This window comes from Streptomyces sp. NPDC021100 (assembly GCF_044333095.1).
GTDB lineage: Bacteria > Actinomycetota > Actinomycetes > Streptomycetales > Streptomycetaceae > Streptomyces.
Genome location: NZ_JBIRQH010000018.1, coordinates 37,035 through 54,692 on the forward strand (window position 1 = coordinate 37,035; position 17,658 = coordinate 54,692).

17 protein-coding genes and 1 pseudogene are annotated in these 17,658 nt (G+C 73.3%); 6 read left to right on the forward strand and 12 right to left on the reverse strand.

Translation table 11 applies throughout. The features are described 5' to 3' along the window. Nucleotides 1-89: 89 nt before the first annotated feature. Nucleotides 90-962, forward strand: a complete 873-nt coding sequence (locus tag ACH4PU_RS27295; RefSeq protein WP_398277351.1) for an MOSC domain-containing protein — start codon at nucleotides 90-92, stop codon at nucleotides 960-962. Between the two features lie 15 nt (nucleotides 963-977). Here the strand turns inward: ACH4PU_RS27295 and bla are convergent, their stop codons facing one another. From bla to ACH4PU_RS27310, 3 genes are all read right to left on the reverse strand, one after another. Continuing rightward, a complete protein-coding gene (bla, locus tag ACH4PU_RS27300; protein ID WP_398277354.1) occupies nucleotides 978-1,904 on the reverse strand; it encodes a class A beta-lactamase in 927 nt (308 codons plus the stop codon). Between the two features lie 10 nt (nucleotides 1,905-1,914). Further along, the gene (locus ACH4PU_RS27305; RefSeq protein WP_398277357.1) at nucleotides 1,915-2,751 is read right to left on the reverse strand and encodes a TIGR02452 family protein; all 837 of its coding nucleotides are present in this window, start codon (nucleotides 2,749-2,751) and stop codon (nucleotides 1,915-1,917) included. A 91-nt stretch (nucleotides 2,752-2,842) separates the two neighbouring features. Further along, nucleotides 2,843-3,385: an NADPH-dependent FMN reductase gene (locus tag ACH4PU_RS27310; protein WP_398277360.1), complete on the reverse strand. Its 543-nt coding sequence runs from the start codon at nucleotides 3,383-3,385 to the stop codon at nucleotides 2,843-2,845. A 241-nt stretch (nucleotides 3,386-3,626) separates the two neighbouring features. On the opposite strand from ACH4PU_RS27310, the gene ACH4PU_RS27315 reads away from it, so the two are divergent. Both ACH4PU_RS27315 and ACH4PU_RS27320 read left to right on the forward strand, forming a co-directional pair. Further along, the gene (locus tag ACH4PU_RS27315; RefSeq protein ID WP_398277363.1) at nucleotides 3,627-5,003 is read left to right on the forward strand and encodes an erythromycin esterase family protein; all 1,377 of its coding nucleotides are present in this window, start codon (nucleotides 3,627-3,629) and stop codon (nucleotides 5,001-5,003) included. A 100-nt stretch (nucleotides 5,004-5,103) separates the two neighbouring features. Further along, nucleotides 5,104-5,496 (forward strand): SSI family serine proteinase inhibitor, encoded by a 393-nt coding sequence (locus ACH4PU_RS27320; RefSeq protein WP_398277366.1) that lies wholly within the window; start codon nucleotides 5,104-5,106, stop codon nucleotides 5,494-5,496. Nucleotides 5,497-5,895: 399 nt separating this feature from the next. Here ACH4PU_RS27320 and ACH4PU_RS27325 read toward each other — a convergent pair whose 3' ends face one another. The 5 genes from ACH4PU_RS27325 to ACH4PU_RS27345 all read right to left on the reverse strand — a co-directional run bounded on the left by ACH4PU_RS27325 (nucleotide 5,896) and on the right by ACH4PU_RS27345 (nucleotide 10,367). Beyond that, nucleotides 5,896-6,054 carry a hypothetical protein gene (locus tag ACH4PU_RS27325; protein WP_004948753.1) on the reverse strand — a complete coding sequence of 53 codons (159 nt, stop codon included), beginning with the start codon at nucleotides 6,052-6,054 and terminating at the stop codon, nucleotides 5,896-5,898. A 140-nt stretch (nucleotides 6,055-6,194) separates the two neighbouring features. Further along, nucleotides 6,195-7,148, reverse strand: coding sequence for a cytochrome c oxidase assembly protein (locus ACH4PU_RS27330; RefSeq protein WP_398277369.1), 954 nt, complete (start codon nucleotides 7,146-7,148; stop codon nucleotides 6,195-6,197). 94 nt (nucleotides 7,149-7,242) lie between these two features. After that, a complete protein-coding gene (locus ACH4PU_RS27335; protein WP_398277372.1) occupies nucleotides 7,243-8,268 on the reverse strand; it encodes a 6-phosphofructokinase in 1,026 nt (341 codons plus the stop codon). 112 nt (nucleotides 8,269-8,380) lie between these two features. Beyond that, entirely contained in the window at nucleotides 8,381-9,109 is a 729-nt protein-coding gene (locus ACH4PU_RS27340; RefSeq protein WP_004948762.1) for a type 1 glutamine amidotransferase, read from the reverse strand. 19 nt (nucleotides 9,110-9,128) lie between these two features. Beyond that, nucleotides 9,129-10,367 (reverse strand): MurT ligase domain-containing protein, encoded by a 1,239-nt coding sequence (locus tag ACH4PU_RS27345; protein WP_398277375.1) that lies wholly within the window; start codon nucleotides 10,365-10,367, stop codon nucleotides 9,129-9,131. A 165-nt stretch (nucleotides 10,368-10,532) separates the two neighbouring features. Between ACH4PU_RS27345 and def the strand changes: the two genes are divergently transcribed. Beyond that, entirely contained in the window at nucleotides 10,533-11,120 is a 588-nt protein-coding gene (gene def / locus ACH4PU_RS27350; protein WP_398277378.1) for a peptide deformylase, read from the forward strand. A gap of 240 nt (nucleotides 11,121-11,360) precedes the next feature. Here the strand turns inward: def and ACH4PU_RS27355 are convergent, their stop codons facing one another. After that, entirely contained in the window at nucleotides 11,361-11,993 is a 633-nt protein-coding gene (locus tag ACH4PU_RS27355) for a GNAT family N-acetyltransferase (protein ID WP_398277381.1), read from the reverse strand. A 118-nt stretch (nucleotides 11,994-12,111) separates the two neighbouring features. After that, the gene (locus ACH4PU_RS27360) at nucleotides 12,112-12,756 is read right to left on the reverse strand and encodes a TetR family transcriptional regulator (protein ID WP_398277384.1); all 645 of its coding nucleotides are present in this window, start codon (nucleotides 12,754-12,756) and stop codon (nucleotides 12,112-12,114) included. A 152-nt stretch (nucleotides 12,757-12,908) separates the two neighbouring features. Here ACH4PU_RS27360 and ACH4PU_RS27365 point away from each other — a divergent pair, with 152 nt between their 5' ends. Beyond that, a complete protein-coding gene (locus ACH4PU_RS27365; RefSeq protein ID WP_398277387.1) occupies nucleotides 12,909-14,135 on the forward strand; it encodes an acyl-CoA dehydrogenase family protein in 1,227 nt (408 codons plus the stop codon). 514 nt (nucleotides 14,136-14,649) lie between these two features. On the opposite strand, the pseudogene ACH4PU_RS27370 reads toward ACH4PU_RS27365, so the two are convergent. Beyond that, a pseudogene (locus ACH4PU_RS27370) lies at nucleotides 14,650-15,108 on the reverse strand (DUF4291 domain-containing protein); the annotation flags it as partial. Between the two features lie 287 nt (nucleotides 15,109-15,395). On the opposite strand from ACH4PU_RS27370, the gene ACH4PU_RS27375 reads away from it, so the two are divergent. Beyond that, entirely contained in the window at nucleotides 15,396-16,253 is an 858-nt protein-coding gene (locus tag ACH4PU_RS27375; RefSeq protein ID WP_398277390.1) for a phosphotransferase enzyme family protein, read from the forward strand. Between the two features lie 3 nt (nucleotides 16,254-16,256). Here the strand turns inward: ACH4PU_RS27375 and ACH4PU_RS27380 are convergent, their stop codons facing one another. Continuing rightward, a complete protein-coding gene (locus ACH4PU_RS27380; protein ID WP_398277393.1) occupies nucleotides 16,257-17,627 on the reverse strand; it encodes a sporulation protein in 1,371 nt (456 codons plus the stop codon). Between the last annotated feature and the right edge of the window lie 31 nt (nucleotides 17,628-17,658).

The window sequence follows — 17,658 nt, forward strand, 5'->3', positions numbered from 1 at the left end:
CGGACCCACCACCTCCGCACCCCGGGCCGGACCACGGCCCGGGGTGCGGTCTTTTCCGAGCCCGCCCATAAAACGTAGGACAGGCACTCATGACAGCCCCCACGACAGTTCCCCCGACAGCCCCCACGACGGCGGCAGCCACCGTCGTCGCCCTGGCGTCCTACCCGGTCAAGGGCTGCGCCGGGACCGTCCTCGGGCAGGCGGTCCTGACACCCGCGGGGCTCGCGCACGACCGGACGTTCATGGTCGTCGACGACGAGGGGGTGTTCCGCAGCCAGCGCAAGGACCCGCTCCTCGCGACCGTCCGCCCCGAGGTCGGCGCCGACGGCGCGCTGCTCACCCTGTGGGCGCCCGGCGCCGGCGAGGTCGTCGTCGAGGTGGACACCACCGGGCCCCGGTGCGGCGTCGAGATGTTCGGCCTGCCCTACCGGGCCGTCGACCAGGGGCCGGAGGCCGCCGCCTGGCTGAGCGACGTGCTCGGCGCGCCCAGCCGGCTGGTCAGGGTGCCACCGGAACACGACCGCGTCACCGACGGGCTCACCCCGGGCACCTCCGGCTGGGCCGACAGCTCCGCCGTCCACCTGCTCTCCCGCTCCAGCCTCGCCCTGCTCGACGCGAAGCTGGCCGAGCGCGGCGCGGAGCCGCTCCCCGTGAACCGCTTCCGCCCCAACATCGTCGTCGACGGCTGGGACGAGCCGCACACCGAGGACCGGCTGCGCCGCTTCGCCATCGGCGACGCCGAACTGGCCTACACCAAGCTCGCCGTGCGCTGCGCGGTCACCATGGTCGCCCAGGAGAGCGGGACGAAGGCCGGCCCGGAACCCCTCCGCACCCTCGCCGGCTACCGCCGGGCGGCGGCGGGCGGCGTCGTGTTCGGCGCCAAGTTCTCCGTCCTCCGGCCCGGAACGCTGTCCGTCGGCGACGAGTTGAGCGTCGGGGAGTGGGGCGATCCGGAGGCGTGAGGGCCCGATCCCGTGCTACGCGGTCCGGCAGGCGCAGCCCGCGCCCGCGCAGGACGACGGGACCAGGGCACAGCGGGCCACCGCCGCGGTCCGCGCGATGACCGCGCTGTCACCGGTCTCCGTGCTGCCGACGCGCGTCGTGTAGACCGCGACGACCAGTGGGGCGCGGCCGGGCGGCCGGACGACCGCGATGTCGTTGGCGGCGCCGCGCCGGCCCGTGCCGGTCTTGTCCCCGACCCGCCAGCCGGCCGGCATGGCCTTGCGGATGCGTTCGTCCCCGGTCCGGCAGCCCTCCAGCCAGCGGTTCAGCTGCTCCCGGTCGGGCGCCGCGAGGGCCGTGCCCACGGTGAGGGCGTACACGTCACGGGCCATGGCCGCCGGAGTCGTGGTGTCGCGGGGGTCGCCGGGGAGGTTGGTGTTGAGCGTGGGCTCGGTGCGGTCCAGCCGGGTGCGGCGGTCGCCGAGCGTCCGGGCGAACGCGCCGATCGCCCGCGGGCCGCCCAACTGCTCCAGCAGCAGGTTGCCCGCCGTGTTGTCGCTCCAGGTGATGGTCGCGTCGCACAGCTCGCGTACGGTCATGAAGCCCCTGGGCAGGTTCTTCTCGGTGGTGTCGGAGCCGTCGATGACCTCGGTGTAGTACACGGGACGGTCCAGCAGCCCGGGGTCGCCCCGGCGCGCCTTGTCCAGGATCGCGGCGGCGGCCAGGAACTTGAACGTCGAGCAGATCGCGAAGCGTTCGTGCGCCCGGTACGTCACCGACCGCCCGGAGCCGGTGTCGAACGCCGCCAGGCCGATCCGGCCGCGGTACGCCTCCTCCAAGGCGCGCAGCCGTTCCGCCACTCCGTTTCCGGCGGCGTGCGCGGCCGGGGCGGCCAGGGCGGCCGCCAGCGGTACGGCGGCCGTCGCGGTCAGCAGTCCTCTGCGGGATATCCCTGTCTCCATGATCGGCACACTAGCCGCGCCCTCCGAACACGGCGGAGAACGCGGCCCGTGTCGGCGAGTCCGCCCTCCGGTCCAGCACCGCGAAGACCACGCGCCCGAAGTGCCCGGTGAACCGGCCCGTACCGGTGAGGTGGGCGGCGAACGCGGCGGCCACGTGCGCCGGTTCGTTGCGGAAGACGCCGCATCCCCAGGCGCCGAGCACCAGTTGCCCGTACCCGTGCGCCGCCGCCACCTCCAGCACCCGCCCGGATCGCGAGACCAGCGCGGCGGGGATCCGGCCGGCCCGCTCCGGCGTCCGCTGCGCGATCACGCCCGCGTTGGGGGCCGCCGAGGTCAGGAAGCCCGCGCGGAACGGGGATTCGAGCAGTGCGGACCGGTCGTCGCGGAAGACCGGCACGCCGGGGGAGTGGATGACCCGGTCGCTGTAGAACGGGCTGGGGTCGGCCCGGTGTTCCGCGTAGAACCCGGGCACCTCGCGCAGGCAGGTGTACAGCGCCGAGCCGCGGCACACCGCTTCCTCCTGCGCCTGCGCGCCGTTGAGGTAACCGCCGCCCGGGTTGCGGGCGGAGGCGAAGTTCAGCACCGCGACCTCGCCGGCGGCCCCGTCGGCCGTCAGCCGGCGGGCCGCCGCCAGGCTGTCCTCCCCGGTCACCTCGAACACCGTTGCCGCTCCGGTGGTGCCTTGTTCGGGGACGGCCACCGGGCCCGGCCCGTACAGCCGCGTTCCCGCGCGGGCCGCCGCGACCGCGTCGGCGATGTCCACCACCCGCCCGCCGGGCGCCGTGTACCGGCCCTCGGCGACGATCCGTTCCGTCTCCCGCGCGATCCCGCGCAGCCGTGCGCTCATCTGTCACTCCTTGTCACGCCGGTGACCCTAGGCGCACGCATACGCCGGCGACCACGGGATTTCCGCCCGCCGCCGGGGCCACACGCGGACGTCAGACGCCGACCGCGGCGGTCAGGGTTCCCAGCACCTCCCGCAGCCGGTCGTGCACCCCCGGATCGCCGATGAGGCCGTCCGCCCCGAGCATGTCCCGCCCCACCGGCACGCGGACGCAGGCCGCCTCGACGATGTGCGCCCCGGTGTACACCAGCACCGTCCGCAAGGTGGCCTCCGCGCCCTGCCCCCGCCCGGGCGCCGCCGCGTTCACCCAGGCCGTGGGCTTGTCGCAGATCTCGGTCCCGCCCACCGTCCAGTCGAGGAGGTTCTTGAACGAACCCGGCAGCGTCCCCGCGTACTCCGGCGTGCAGACCAGCACCGCCGAAGCGGCGTCGATCGCCGCACGCAGCTCCACCACCGGAGCGGGCAGCGGGTCGGTGTCGTCGTCGGGGTTGAAGTGCGGCAGCGTCGCCAGCCCGCTGTACCGGACGGTGCGTATGCCCTCGGGCGCGATGGCGTGGGCGGTGCGCAGCACGGCCTCGTTCGAGGAGTCGCCCCGCAGGCTTCCGGACAGGAGCAGGACGGTCGGTGTCTGTGGCATCCGCACAACCTACCGCCGCCGGGCGGAAATCCCGATGCACGCCCACCCTGCCCCTTGGTACCGTCGCCGGCATGTGCTTCCCCGCCGTCCAGGGCTGGTTCGTCAGGCCCCGCAGCGCCGCCTAGCGGCAGGCTGCGACCAGCGTCCGTCAGCCTCGCCGCACTCCGGTTCCCCGCCGGTGCGGTGCTTCGCGCTGCCCGGCTCCGACGATGACGACGCGACACACCGTGGAGCACTTCTCATGACCGATCACCATCACGACCACACTTCCGGCGATCTGCGCGACCTCCTTCCCGACGCCGAGCCGACCCTGACGGCCGCTCCCGCGGGGCTGGTGCGCTGGGTGGCCGGGAACGCCGCCCGGCTGGCGCCGCTCGGCCCGGGCGCGGACCCGGATAGCCCGCTCGACGACCTGGAGCCGCTGCGCGACCTCGTCGGCGACGCCCGCGTCGTCGCCCTGGGCGAAAGCTCGCACCAGATAAGGGAGTTCGGCCTCCAGCGCCACCGCGTCCTGCGGTTCCTCGCCGGGGAACCCGGCTTCACCGCCCACGCGATGGAGTACGGCGCCGCCGAGGGCCGCGCCGTGGACGCCTGGGTCCAGGGCGGATCCGGTGACCTCGACGGCCTCCTGGCCCCCGGCGGCACGGCGTCCGGCGTCCACCGCCTGGGGCTGCCGGCCGAGGTCCGGGAAACCCTGCGGTGGCAGCGCCGCCACAACGCCGGCGCCGCGCGCCCGATGCGCTTCCTCGGCTGCGACATCCCCATGGCGGGCGGCTCGCTCGCGCCCGTCCTCGACCCCGTCGCCGCGTACCTCACCGACGTCGACCCCGGTGCCCTGCGCTACCTGGACGCCGCCCGGGAGATCGCCGGGCCCGTCGCGGGAGGGACGGTGATGGTGCCCGCCTACGCCCGCCTCGGCCTGGCCGCGGCGGAACAGGACCGCCTCACCACCGCCCTCTCCCGGCTGCTCGGCCGCTTCACCGACCTGCGGGAGGTCTACACCGACCGCTCCGGCCGCGCGGCGTACGACACCGCGCTGTCCGACGTCCGCGCGGCCGTCACCACCGACCGGGCCCAGCGGGCGATGGCCGAGGCGCTCGCGGGCGCGCCCGACGCGGCCGGGTTCGCCGCCCGGGAACGGTATCTGGCCGACACCCTGCTGGAGTTCCTGGACCGGTCCGGCCCCGGCACCCGCGTCGTCCTCGTCGGGCACAACGCCCACATCCAGCGCTCCGCCGGCCCGCTCGGGGTGCCTCCCATGGGGAATCTGCTCGCCCGGGCGCTCGGCGCGGACTACGTACCCGTCGCCCTGACCGGCAACGGCGGCGAGACGGTCGAGAACGTGCCCGACCCCGACCACCCGGCCGGGATGCGCTGGGGCCGGGCCGCCGTGCCGGACACCGTACCGGACAGCGTCGAGGCGCTGTTCGCGGACGTACGCGACCGGCCCGCGCTGGTGGACGCGCGGGCGCTGCGCGCGTACGCCCGCCGGCGCGGGCTGCCCGAGCCGGTCCGCACCCGGCTGGACACCGCTTTCCTGGAGGTCCCCGCCCTGGAGGCGTTCGACGGGATCCTCTGCGTGCCGGACACCACGCTCAGCGCCGATCTGCCGGAGTGACCGACAGCCGGTTCCGCTTTGCCCCGAAAGGGGGGTGAAAGTGGCGGTCCGGGCGGTGGGTGTGCGAGCATCCGGGCCCCACTCCTCGGAAGGCACAGCGATGTCCGCCACCAGCACCCTCGCCGCCGCCGCGGCGGCCGTCGCGCTCGTCCTGCCGGCCGCCCCGGCGTCCGCCGGGGAACCCGGGCCGGAGCAGGGCGAGTTGCTCCTCACCCTCTCCGGCGCCGACCACACCTGGATCCGCGGCGTCCGGCTGACCTGCCCGGACGCCGGCGGCCGGCACCCGCACGCGGCCGAGGCGTGCGCGCGCCTCGCCGAGGCGCACGGCCGGCCGGACGCCCTCAGGCGCGAGGACCGGCCGTGCGGCACCGAGCGGGATCCCGTCACCGCGACGGCCGACGGCCGCTGGGGAACGGCCGACCTGCACTGGAAGGGCACCTACTCCGGCCCGTGCGCCCTCGACGCGGCGACCGGGCCGGTGTTCCGCTTCTGAAGCGGCGGAGGCGCGGGGGCGCGGGGCGGAGGCCGGGGCGTCCTACGCCACAGGGTGGCCGCCGTGCCGCCCCCGGCGGCCAGGCGGCCCGAGGTTGTCAGGTGGACCGAGGCCACCGGGTGGACCGAGGCCACCGGGTGGACCGAGGCCACCGGGTGGACCGAGGCCACCGGGTGGACCGAGGCCGCGAGGCGGCTCGCGGCCGCCGGACGGCCGGGAGCCCTCGGGTCACCTACCGCCGACGGGCTGCCGGTTGTCCGCCGGTCCGCCGGACCCGGAGTCGGCAGGACCTCGATCCGCCGGACCCGGGTCCGCCGTCCGGCATCGACCCCACTCCCCGTCGGCGACCGGCGGCGCCGACCACCCGCCGGCCATCCACCGCCGCCGACCGGCGGCCCCTCACGTCCCCCGCGCCACCAGCGCCCCTATCGTGGTCAGCCCCAGCACGACCCAGGCGAACCAGAGCCAGCCGTTGCCCCCCAACGTCACCGTGTAAGCGGTCACGGCCACCAGACCGCCCACGGTGAGCCATGCCATCGTCTTCGTCGATCCGGGCACCCCGCACCTCCTCACGGCGGCCCCGCGCACATATGAGGCGCACATATGCGCGAGCCGCGGCCGGAGACCATCGTCTCCGGCCGCGGCCGTCAATGCCACAGCGCTGAAGGTGCTCGTCGCTCAGCGGCGTCCGAGCCGGTTCATCTGCCGCGCGCCTGGAGCGAAGCGAGGTACGCGTTGTAGGCCGCCAGCTCCTGGTCGCCGTCCCGGTCCGCCTGCCGGTCGCTGCGCCGGGCCTGCCGCTGCTCGGAGCGGTACCACTGGAAGGCCAGCGCCAGCAGCACGACCACCGACGGGATCTCGCTGAAGGCCCAGGCGATGCCGCCGCCCGCGTGCTGGTCGTCCAGGGCGTCGATGCCCAGCGAGGCCATCGGGTGCCTGTACGTCCCGATCATGGGCTCGGACGACATCATCAGCGCGATGCCGAAGAACGCGTGGAACGGCATGCCCGCGAACAGCTCCAGCATCCGCATCACATAGCCCGGCCGGTGCGGGCCCGGGTCCACGCCCATGATCGGCCAGAAGAACACCAGGCCGACCGCCAGGAAGTGGATCATCATGGCGATGTGGCCGGTCCGGCTCTCCATGAGGAAGTCGAAGAGCGGGGTGAAGTAGAGGCCGTAGAGGCTCGCGATGAACATGGGGATCGTGAACGCCGGGTGCGTGATGATCCGCATATAGCGGCTGTGCAGCAGCATCACGAGCCACTCCCGCGGGCCCTTGCGCCCCCGGCCCGCCGGCGGCAGCGCGCGCAGGGTGAGGGACACCGGCGCACCCAGCAGGATCAGGATGGGGGAGAGCATGCTGATCACCATGTGCTGGACCATGTGCACGCTGAACATGACCATGCCGTAGTCGTTCAGCTTGGTGCACATCACCAGCGCCACGGAGAGGACGCCGAGGGTGAACCACACGGTCCGGTTCACCGGCCACTTGTCGCCCCGGCGCCACAGCCGCACGACGGCGTAGCCGTAGAGGGCCAGCCCGACGGCGCAGGCGGTGGTGAAGAACGGATCACCGCTCCACTCCAGACCCCGTCCGAGGGTGAACGGTGGCATGTCCATCATGTCCATGCCGTGCCCGCTGTGATCCATCCGCTCTCTCCCGATTAGGACCGATGCGCCGGATCCAGAGTAGAGGCGGGCCCCGTGTGACCTGCGCCCGGGGGCGCCGGCCGGAGCACGGCGGTCAGAGGACGGAGTCGGCCTCGCCGTAGCGGTCCTCCGGCACGGTCTTCAGCGACTCCACCGCCTCCGCCAGCGGCACCAGCGTGACCTCCGTGCCCCGCAGCGCGGTCATCATCCCGAAGTCGCCGCGGTGCGCGGCCTCCACCGCGTGCCAGCCGAAGCGGGTGGCGAGGACGCGGTCGTACGCGGTCGGGGTGCCGCCGCGCTGGACGTGGCCGAGGATCACCGGCCGCGCCTCCTTGCCGAGCCGCCGCTCCAGCTCGACGGCGAGCTGCCGGGCCACCCCGGCGAACCGCTCGTGCCCGTAGACGTCCGTCCCGCCGGTCTCGAACGCCATCGAGCCCTCGCGCGGCTTGGCGCCCTCCGCGACCACCACGATCGCGAACCGCTTGCCGGCCTCGAAGCGCTTGCCGACCACGGCGGTGAGCTCGTCGATGTCGAAGGGCCGCTCCGGGACCACGATCGCGTGGGCGCCGGCGGCCATGCCCGAGTGCAGGGCGATCCAACCGGTGTGCCGGCCCATCACCTCGACGATCAGTACCCGCTGGTGCGACTCGGCGGTCGTCTTCAGCCGGTCCAGGGCCTCCGTGGCGACGCCCACGGCCGTGTCGAAACCGAAGGTCACATCGGTGACCGCGATGTCGTTGTCGATCGTCTTGGGCACCCCGACGATCGGGATCCCGCCGTCCGACAGCAGCCGGGCCGCCTTGAGCGTGCCCTCGCCGCCGATCGGGATCACGGCGTCCAGACCCAGCGCCGCGACGTGCTCCTTCGCCCGCTCCACGCCGTCCCGCAACTGCTCGGGGCGGACCCGGGAGGAGCCGAGGATGGTGCCGCCGGCGGCCAGGATGCCCGCCACCGCGTCCAGGTCGAGCGGCCGGTGGTCGCCTTCCAGCAGACCGCGCCAGCCGTCGTGGAAGCCGATCACCTCGTCGCCGTGGTCGGCGACCGCGCGGTGCACGACGGAACGTATGACGGCGTTGAGACCGGGGCAGTCGCCGCCGGAGGTGAGCACACCGATGCGCATGGTGGAAACCTTTGTGACAGGGCCGACGACCGGACCCCGTCGTCCGGTGGAATCCCCGTCACCCTACCCAGGGCGGGTGACGGGGAACACCGGCGTCCGGTGTGGGAACCGGTTACGCGGGCTGCGTCGCCGCCGCGATCCGCTCGTTGCGCAGCGCGTCGTACCAGCGGTCGTCCACCGGCGGCAGCGCGTTGACGTCCAGCGCCAGCTTCAGCAGCAGGTCCGCGATGTGCGGGTTCCGCGCCATGACCGGGCCGTGCATGTACGTACCGAAGACCGTCTCGTTGAACGCGCCCTCGGTGCCGTCGCCCGTGCCGTTGCCGTTGCCGAAGCGGACCCGGGCGAACGGGCGCGCCGACGGGCCGAGGTGGGTGACGCCCTGGTGGTTCTCGAAACCGGTCAGCGGCGGCAGACCGAGCTGCGGGTCGATGTCGCCGAGCACGTCGCCGACGCACCGCTCGCCCTCGCCGCGCGTGCTGTAGACGTCCAGCAGGCCCAGGCCCTGCTCGCGCTGGCCCAGGTCGTTGATGAACTCGTGGCCCAGGATCTGGTACCCGGCGCAGACCGAGAAGACGATCGCGCCGTTGGCGACCGCCCGGTTGAGGCCGCCGTCGCGGCGCAGCCGCTCGGCCGCCAGCCGCTGCGGCCGGTCCTCGCCGCCGCCGATCAGGTAGATGTCGCCCGAGGTGGGGATCTGCTGGTCGGAACGGACGTCCAGGCGCTGGACGTCCAGCCGGCGCTGGTGGGCGCGCCGCTCCAGGACCAGGACGTTGCCCTGGTCCCCGTAGGTGCTGAGCAGGTCGGGGTAGACCCACACCACACGCAGACTGTTCTGGCTCATGCTCATGGTCCTTTGCGGGTCAGTTGCCGACGCGGCGGCGGAGGTCCTGGAACGCGGTGTAGTTGGCGATGACCTCGATCCGGCCGGGCGGGGCCGACTGCACGGCCTCGTCCACGCTCTCGCAGACCCGGAAGTCCAGGCCGGCGACCTCCAGACGCACCGCCAGGTCGAGCTTGCGGTCGCCGATCACGAAGATCGGGTGGCCCGCGAGCCGCGTGTAGTCCACGTCCCACAGCCACGAGGTGTCCGTGCCGTCCGCGCCGCGCGCGTTCACCGACAGCAGCACCGGCGCCGGCGGGCCGTCGATCAGCGAGAACGTCTCCAGCCAGCCGGCCGGGTTCTTCGCCAGCAGCAGCCGCAGCTCGCGGTTCATGAACGTCACCACGTCGTACCGGCCGGCCACCGCCTGCACCTGGTACATCCGCTCCAGCGCCACCTGCGGCGGCACCCCGAAGGTGGCGGCCACGGCGGCGGAGGTGGTGGCGTTCGCCTTGTTGGCCCGGCCCGGCAGCTGGAGGTGGATCGGCCACGCCGACCCGTGCGGGTCCAGCACGTAGTCGCCGTTGAGCGCCCAGCTCGGCGTCGGCCGGCGGAAGCCGCACTCGCCGCAGAACCAGTCGTCGCCCGGGCGCTGCATCACACCGCCGCAGGACGGGCAGGACCAGGCGTCGTCCTTCCACTCCTGGCCGGCCGCCACCCACACCACGTTCGGCGAGGACGAGGCGGCCCACACGATCAGCGGGTCGTCGGCGTTGGCGATGATCACCGCCTTGGAGCCGGCCAGGCCCTCCCGCCACTTCTCGGCCAGCATGCGGGTCTCCGCGGCGCGGTCGAGCTGGTCGCGGGAGAGGTTGAGCAGCGCTATGGCCTTCGGCGAGACGTCCCGGGCGACCATCGCCAGGTACTTCTCGTCCACCTCGATCACGCCGAAGCGCGCGTCCGAGCCGCCGGCCAGGGCGGAGGTGATGCCCGCGGGCATGTTGGCGCCCAGCGCGTTCGACACCACCGGGCCACTGGCCCGCAGCGCCTCGGCGATCAGCCGCGTCGTGGTCGTCTTGCCGTTCGTGGCCGAGACGAGGACCACATCGAGGTGGGTCGCCAGCCGGGCGAGCAGGTCAGGGTCGAGCTTGAGCGCGACCTTGCCGCCGATCACCGATCCGCTGCCGCGCCCCGCGGCCCGCGACACCGCCGCCGCGGCCTTGCCCGCTGTCACGGCCAGCTTGGCGCGTGCGGACAGCGGCCCCGAGTTGCCTGCCATCGTCCTAGATCCTCCTTGTTCGGCGCCGTCGCCTGTTCCCTGGTCCGCCGGTGGAACGCCCCCTCCGCGCCGAATCGTCAGCCAGGAGGCTTCGGTCGGGGATCAGCCTATCGAGATCCGCCCGTGGGCCCGAAACCGTCTTCCGCGGGCCCGTAGGCTGGGCCCATGCGAAGACGTGCCATTCCAGGAAGTTCCGGACGCGTGCGGCCCGTGCGGCTGCTCGGCGATCCGGTGCTGGCCGCCCCCTGCGCCGAGGTCGGGGACTTCACGGCGCCCGTCGAGGCCGACGGGGAGCGCACCGACCTGGCCGGGCTCGTGGAGTCGATGTTCGCCACGATGTACGCCTTCGACGGCGTCGGTCTCGCCGCCAACCAGATCGGCGTCCCGCTGCGCGTCTTCGTCTATGACTGCCCCGACGACGAGGACGTCCGCCACCTCGGCCACCTCGTCAACCCCCGCCTGGTGTCGACCGGCGGGGTGGAGGTGAGCGGCCCCGAGGGCTGTCTGTCGCTGCCCGGCCTCGAGGCGCCGACGCCGCGCTCCGACGAAGCGGTGGTCGAGGGCTTCACGCTGGACGGCACCCCGGTGCGGGTGACGGGCACCGGCTTCTTCGCCCGCTGCCTCCAGCACGAGTGCGCCCACCTCGACGGCGGCCTCTACCTCGACCACCTCACCGGCTCGGCCCACCGGCGCGCTGTCCGCGCCGCACGCCGGGCGCCCTGGGCGGGCGCGGGGGTACGGCCGGTGCCGTAGCGCGCGGGGCGCGCGGTGTGCCGGGGGCTCGCGCCGGGCATGGCCCGCGCGGGCGCGCGCTCGGCGGATGGACGGCGCCGGACGGTGGCGCGCGCCGCCTTGCCGCCGCGCGGGCTGTGCGGCTGCCGTCTGACGACCGGCGAGCGCCGCCTCATAGCCGGCGGGCGTCAGGTCCGCCGTCCCATGGCCGGCAGGGTCAGGTCCGCCCTCCCAAGCCCGGCAGGCGTTCCGCGCGCCGCCTCACGGTCGGTAGGCGCACGCCGTCAGGGCCGTGTGCCGCTTCCAGCCCAACGTCTCGTACAGCGCGCGCCCGTCGTCCGTCGCGCCCAGGACGGCCGTGAACGCGCCCGCGGCCAGGGCGCGTTCGGTGAGCGTGCGCATCACGACGCGGCCGAGGCCGCGCCGGCGGTGCGCCTCCTCGGTCACGACGCGGTCGACGACCGCCACGTCCCCGACGACCGCCAGCTGCCCCTGGGCGGCGGGGCCGCCCGCCGCGTCGGTCACCCGGACGCGGAGGACGCCGTCGGCCGCGGTGACGGTGACCGCGTAGCCGGGAGGCGCCTCGGGAGGGCCGGCGGGCGCGAGGTCCACGGCCATGAAGTGGCCGGTGTCCTCCTCGTCCACCACCCAGCCACGGGGCAGCAGGCGGGCTGTCTCGTCGGGGTCCGCGGCGGTCTTGAGCCACGCGTACGGCACCGGGCCGGCACACGCCGCCCGTACCGCGTCCGCCTCCGTGGCGTACACGACGCGGCGCTCCGACTGCTCCGGCAGCCCGACCTCGATGACGCATCCCCAGGGGTGCGCGGTGGGCGGGGGAGTCCCCCGCGAGACGGCCCAGCCGGCCGCCCAGGCCCTGACGAGTTCCGGAACCATGGTGCCCCTCCCGAGTAATGCCTGCCTAGCGGCAGTGCACATTACGTCGGGGAAGGGAGGCGGGCATCCGGTTTTCCGCCCCGTCCGCCGCGACGGCGGCCGGACCGGCTTGTGGCGGTCAGAATCCCGGGCCGTCCGCCCGGTCGCCCGCCGTGGCCAGCCGGCCCCACAGGAGGTCGGCGAGGTGGCTGACCAGGTGCTCGCGGGGGAAGGGGCGCTCGCGGAGCCACCAGTCGCCGGCCGCGTGCATCATGCCGACGATGCCGTGTCCCCAGGCGCGGGCGAGTCCGGTCCCTTCCGGACCCAGTTCCACGCGCTCGGCTATCACCACCGCCAGCTCCTCGCCCATCCGCCGCAGAAGCGGCGCGGAATGCCGGCCCACGTCGAAGCCGCGGTCCGACGGGCCGGTGTCCTCGGCCGGGTGCATCAGGAACCGGTAGACCTGCGGCCGCGCCTCTATGGCGGCGAGGTAGGTGTCGAGGGTCGCCTCCACGCGCCGCCGCCGCTCGGCCGGCGCGTCGAGCGCGGCCCGCAGCCCCTCCAGCAGCGCCTCGGTGTGCCGGGCCGCGAGCGCCCGGTAGAGGCCGCCCTTGTCGCCGAAGTGCCGGTAGAGGATCGGTTTGGTGATCCCCGCCTCGGCCGCGATGGCGTTCATCGACGCCCCCGGCCCGTCCCTGAGCACCACCCGGTCCGCGGCCTCCAGCAGTTCCCTGCGCCGCCGTTCCGTCGCGCGCTGCTGGTCTTCCCGCTGACTGGTCGTCATGGCTGTGCCTCCCGCCCCCGTGTCTTCTCGCATGCCTGCGCAACGTAACACCCGCGGCACCCAGCGGATCCGGGGGGAGAGGGGAGTTGACAGGCCCTACTGACCGGTAACAGACTCCTGTTACCGCAGGTAAGCAACGCTCGGGAGGGGCCATGGCGGGTTTCGGACTGGAACTCGACGACGAACAGAAGGCCGTACGCGACTGGGTCCACGGCTTCGCCGTCGACGTGATGCGGCCCGCCGCCGCGGAGTGGGACGAGCGCGAGGAGTTCCCCTGGCCCGTCGTCCAGGAAGCGGCGAAAATCGGCCTGTATTCGCTCGACTTCTACGCGAAGCAGTTCTTCGACCCCACCGGCCTGGGCATCCCCGTGGCCATCGAGGAGCTGTTCTGGGGCGACGCCGGCCTGGGCCTGGCCATCACCGGCACCGGCCTGGCGGCCGTCGGCGTCCTCACCAACGGCACCGACGAGCAGATCGGCACCTGGGTCCCGCAGATGTACGGCGACCCGGACGACGTGAAGGTCGCCGCCTTCTGCTCCTCCGAACCCGACGCCGGCTCCGACGTCTCCGCGATGCGCACCCGCGCCGTCTACGACGAGGCCAAGGACGAATGGGTGCTCAACGGCACCAAGACCTGGGCGACCAACGGCGGCATCGCCAACGTCCACGTCGTCGTCGCCGTCGTCGAACCCGGCCTGGGCGCCCGCGGACACGCCTCCTTCATCATCCCGCCGGGCACCGAAGGGCTGTCCCAGGGGCAGAAGTTCAAGAAGCACGGCATCCGCGCGTCGCACACCGCCGAGGTCGTCCTCGACGGCGTCCGGGTGCCCGGTCACTGCCTGCTCGGCGGCAAGGAGAAGCTCGACGAGCGCCTGGCGCGCGCCCGGGAGGGCAAGAAGGAGGGCGGCGGACGCGGCGGCAACGCGGCGATGGCCACCTTCGAGGCGTCCCGCCCCGCCGTCGCCGCCCAGGCCGTCGGCATCGCCCGCGCCGCCTACGAGATCGCCCTCGACTACGCCACCACCCGCGTCCAGTTCGGCCGCCCCATCATCGACAACCAGGGCATCGCCTTCCAGCTCGCCGACATGCGCACCCGCATCGACGCCGCCCGCCTCCTCGTCTGGCGCGCCTCGGCGATGGCCGCCACCGGCAAGCCGTTCACCTCGGCCGAGGGCTCCATGAGCAAGCTCTTCGCCGGCGAGACCGCCAAGGCGGTCACCGCCCAGGCGATGCAGATCCTCGGCGGCAACGGCTACACCCGCGAGTACCCCGTGGAGCGGATGCACCGGGACGCCGCCATCTACACGATCTTCGAGGGCACCAGCGAGATCCAGCGCCTGGTGATCGCCCGGGCGGTCTCCGGGGTGCAGGTGCGCTGAGGCGCGGGCGGGGTCGGCGCGGCGGGCGCGCTGACGCGTCGAAATGCCGGGCGCGCTGACGCGTTGACGCGCCAGGCGTGCTGACGCGTTGACGTACGGGGCGCGCTGACGGGCCGACGTGCCGGGCGCGCACCGGGAGGGCGCGCGCCCCCGCACCTCAGGGCACGCCGCCCCCACACCCCTGGCGACCGGTCATGTGCCGGGCCATCCGGACCACTGCGTCGTACCGCATTTGCGGCAGCGGCTGGCACCGCTCCACAGGACCCACTCGTGGTCGCACTCGTCACTCATCGCACTCTCCCCTTCTCCTGAAGTCTCCCGAGGTGACCGCGAACCCCACGCCACCCACCAGTACCACCAGCCTGCACCAGTACGGCCCCGGTCGTGGCCGGGCGGGATCGCACTCACCCGCCCTCACCCGCCGTATGCCCCCACCCGCACTGACTCCCCGCGGGACGTGGGGGTTTACCGCCGGCGCCGGAACTCCGTCGCGTTCCGGGGTGCGGGGGAGGGGTTACGGGCACAGACGCGCGAGGAACCCGTCCGCCACGGGGTACGGGCGCTCCTCCGGCAGCAGCCGCTCGGCGCCCCGCAGATCACCCTCGCGCACGCGCGCGTGCACGGCGTGGGCCAGCGCCGTGACGTCCGTGATGCCCACCGTCCACTCGTCCGCGTACCGGCGGGCCGCCTCGCCGGACAGCCCGAGCTGCAGCGACCGGTAAGGCAGCGGCCGCAGCCGCGGATCCCGTTCCGGATCCCACTGCACCCGCGCCGGCGCCCGGCGCAACTCCCGGCGCCAGGCGTCCCGGTCCTCGTGCACACCCGGGTCGTAGTGCGACAGGCACGCGTTCCGCAGCGCCCACTCGAACCCCTCCCGGTCGATCTCCACGGCCAGCACCGTCCGCTGCCCCTCCTTGGTGCCCCAGCCGCAGCGGTACATCATCCAGAGGAAGGACGGCTTGATCCACGTCAAGCAGCGTTCACCGTCTTTTTCTCAAGGTTCACGGGAACGAGCGTACGCACAGGAGGGCGTCGTCGCGACGGAGTTCTTGCCCGCCCGGGGGGACGTGGCCACCTCCCCTTGGCCTGCTGCCCTTCGCGGTGGGTACGGTCCTGGTGTGCCCGGCGCGCGCGGGGCTGGTCACCGTTGTGCGTGCGCGTCGGCGGATCGCGCGCGACTAGGGGAGCTGGTTCGGCATGGGGTCTCATGCTGCTCGGATACCGGGGGAAGGGTTCACGGCGGAGGAGGCCGGGCGGGTCATGGCCGCCGCGTGCAGATCGGCGGGGCTGGACGGTGAGGGTGCGGAGCTGATTCGGCTGGGGGAGAACGCGCTGTTCCGGCTGGCGTCCGTGCCGGTGATCCTTCGGGTGGCCCGTTCGTCGGACTACCTTCCGTCGGTGCGCAAGGAGGTGGCCGTCGCCCGCTGGCTGCATCGGGAGGGGTTCCCCGCCGGCCGGATCGTGGAGGACCTGGAACAACCCGCCGTTGTGGACGGGCACCCGGTCACCTTCTGGCATCTGATCCGTGAGGGCGACCGGAAACCCACGTACGGAGAGCTGGGCGGGCTGCTGCGGGAGCTGCACCGGCTGACGCCGCCGACCGGGCTCGACCTTCCGCCCTACGACGCCTTCGGGCGTTCGGCCCTGCGCATCGAGCGGGCGCCCGGGATCCCGGAAGCGGACCGACGTTTCCTGCGGACTCTCCACGGTGAGCTGCGCCGCGCTGTGGCGGAGCTCCACTTCGACTCGGAGAAGGGGCCGGTGCACGGGGACGCGCATGTGCAGAACCTCATGGTGGACGACCGTGGGCGCGTGGTCTTCATCGACTTTGAGGGGTTCAGCTTCGACCATCCGGAGTGGGACCTGAAGGTGACCACCGTGGAGCACCAGAGCCTGGGGTGGCAGACGCGGGAACAGTTCGCTGCCTTCGTCGCCGCCTACGGCCGGGACCTGCGCGAGTGGTCCGGTTACCCGACCCTGCGCCGCGTCCAGGAGTTCACCATGACGACCTGGCTCATGCAGAACGCGTCCGCCGGCGGGCGTCCAGCGGACGAGTACGTTCGCCGGATCGCCTCCTTGCGGGACACGAACGCTCCTCGCGAATGGCGGCCGTTGTAGTGATCACTCCTCTTCGAGCCGGGCGAGCGCCTGGGTGACGTGCTGGTCGAACTCCGCGACGGCCCGGCTGCCGGAGAAAGCGCCGGTCTCGGCGCGAAAGTCGTTCACGTACCGCTGGAAGCGGGCGGACTGGAGGGTGTCGCCCGCGTCCACGGCGAGCGTGGCGGTGGCGATGGCTCCTTCCAGCTCACCGTTGAGGAGTTGGCTCTGGGCGAGAACCATCCGACAGAATCCCAAGGTTCGGGCGTACTTCGGGTCGGTCACGTCCACGGCGCGCTGAGCGTGGCGTACGGCCTCCTTGCGGTGCTTGAGGTCGCGGAAGCAGTGGCAGAACTCCCCCATGAGTTCGGCCGGGGTGAAGTAGGACAGCCACTCCGGATCGGTCGTCGTATCCGCCCGCTCAAGGTGGCGTTCGGCCTCGTTCATCGCCCGGGCGGCTCCTGCCGCGTCTCCGGCGTTCGAGAGGGCGCGGGCTTCCATGGAGGCGAACATGGACATGGCGCGCGGGGTCGCCCGGCCGCGTGCGCCTTCGAGGGCGGCGCGGGCCAACCGGGCGGATCGGGTGTACTCGCCGAGATAGTTCGCCTGGTGGCTGAGATTGGCAAGGATCCGACCGCCGAACATCCGATCGCCGGTGATCTGCGTGAGGCGCAAGGTTGCCGTCAGGTACTGATAGGCGAGCCGGTGGTTACCCGAGTCGTACGCGGTCCACCCGAGCAACTGGGCGATCTCCAGGGCCGCGCCGTGCAGGGCGGTCCCCACCTTCTCGCTGTAGCTCGCGCCAAGCAGAGGTAAGACCTCGTGGCGGAAGTACTGCCGGAGCGCCTTGTGGCCGTGGCCGCCGCCGAACTGGAAATCCAGCTCCATGAACATCTTGCCTGCGGTACGGATCGCCCGTACATCGCGCATCCCCACCCGCTGAGAACCCGGGTGGTCGGCCTGGATACCGTCCGGTCGCGCGGTGATCCAGGACAGCACGGCGGCGTTCAGGTCGCCGTCGGCCACCAGGAGGCGGCTCTCCTCGGCGGGGTCGCCGCCCTCCGCGCCAAGGCTGTCCAGCTTGGCCAGGGCCTCGGCGGAGGAAGCGGGATAGTCGATCGCAGCGGGGGCCGGCTGCTCCGCTTCCCGGAAGAACCCCAGATCGCCGGTCCGGACGGGGCGGCAGAGCTTGGCGCTCAGTGCCTCGGCCATGATCGCCGCCGTTCCGGGCTTGATGCCGGCGCCGTCGCGCCACCGCTGGACGGACACATGCGTCGTGCCCAGGTCCTCGCCGCGCCGGGCGGCGATGTCCCGCATGCGCTTGGCGAGCCCCTTGTTCGAGACACCGGCCTCGTCCAGGAGGGAGATCAACCGATCGTTCGGCACTCGACTCATTCCGCCCCCTGCCATCCCTCATGACGGCTGG

What these genes read in the sequence shown, in the direction of transcription:
- ACH4PU_RS27295 (WP_398277351.1), top strand. Translation starts at nt 90, where the DNA reads ATGACAGCCCCCACGACAGTTCCCCCGACAGCCCCCACGACGGCGGCA.
- bla (WP_398277354.1), bottom strand. Translation starts at nt 1,904, where the DNA reads ATGGAGACAGGGATATCCCGCAGAGGACTGCTGACCGCGACGGCCGCC.
- ACH4PU_RS27305 (WP_398277357.1), bottom strand. Translation starts at nt 2,751, where the DNA reads ATGAGCGCACGGCTGCGCGGGATCGCGCGGGAGACGGAACGGATCGTC.
- ACH4PU_RS27310 (WP_398277360.1), bottom strand. Translation starts at nt 3,385, where the DNA reads ATGCCACAGACACCGACCGTCCTGCTCCTGTCCGGAAGCCTGCGGGGC.
- ACH4PU_RS27315 (WP_398277363.1), top strand. Translation starts at nt 3,627, where the DNA reads ATGACCGATCACCATCACGACCACACTTCCGGCGATCTGCGCGACCTC.
- ACH4PU_RS27320 (WP_398277366.1), top strand. Translation starts at nt 5,104, where the DNA reads ATGTCCGCCACCAGCACCCTCGCCGCCGCCGCGGCGGCCGTCGCGCTC.
- ACH4PU_RS27330 (WP_398277369.1), bottom strand. Translation starts at nt 7,148, where the DNA reads ATGGATCACAGCGGGCACGGCATGGACATGATGGACATGCCACCGTTC.
- ACH4PU_RS27335 (WP_398277372.1), bottom strand. Translation starts at nt 8,268, where the DNA reads ATGCGCATCGGTGTGCTCACCTCCGGCGGCGACTGCCCCGGTCTCAAC.
- ACH4PU_RS27340 (WP_004948762.1), bottom strand. Translation starts at nt 9,109, where the DNA reads ATGAGCCAGAACAGTCTGCGTGTGGTGTGGGTCTACCCCGACCTGCTC.
- ACH4PU_RS27345 (WP_398277375.1), bottom strand. Translation starts at nt 10,367, where the DNA reads ATGGCAGGCAACTCGGGGCCGCTGTCCGCACGCGCCAAGCTGGCCGTG.
- def (WP_398277378.1), top strand. Translation starts at nt 10,533, where the DNA reads ATGCGAAGACGTGCCATTCCAGGAAGTTCCGGACGCGTGCGGCCCGTG.
- ACH4PU_RS27355 (WP_398277381.1), bottom strand. Translation starts at nt 11,993, where the DNA reads ATGGTTCCGGAACTCGTCAGGGCCTGGGCGGCCGGCTGGGCCGTCTCG.
- ACH4PU_RS27360 (WP_398277384.1), bottom strand. Translation starts at nt 12,756, where the DNA reads ATGACGACCAGTCAGCGGGAAGACCAGCAGCGCGCGACGGAACGGCGG.
- ACH4PU_RS27365 (WP_398277387.1), top strand. Translation starts at nt 12,909, where the DNA reads ATGGCGGGTTTCGGACTGGAACTCGACGACGAACAGAAGGCCGTACGC.
- ACH4PU_RS27375 (WP_398277390.1), top strand. Translation starts at nt 15,396, where the DNA reads ATGGCCGCCGCGTGCAGATCGGCGGGGCTGGACGGTGAGGGTGCGGAG.
- ACH4PU_RS27380 (WP_398277393.1), bottom strand. Translation starts at nt 17,627, where the DNA reads ATGAGTCGAGTGCCGAACGATCGGTTGATCTCCCTCCTGGACGAGGCC.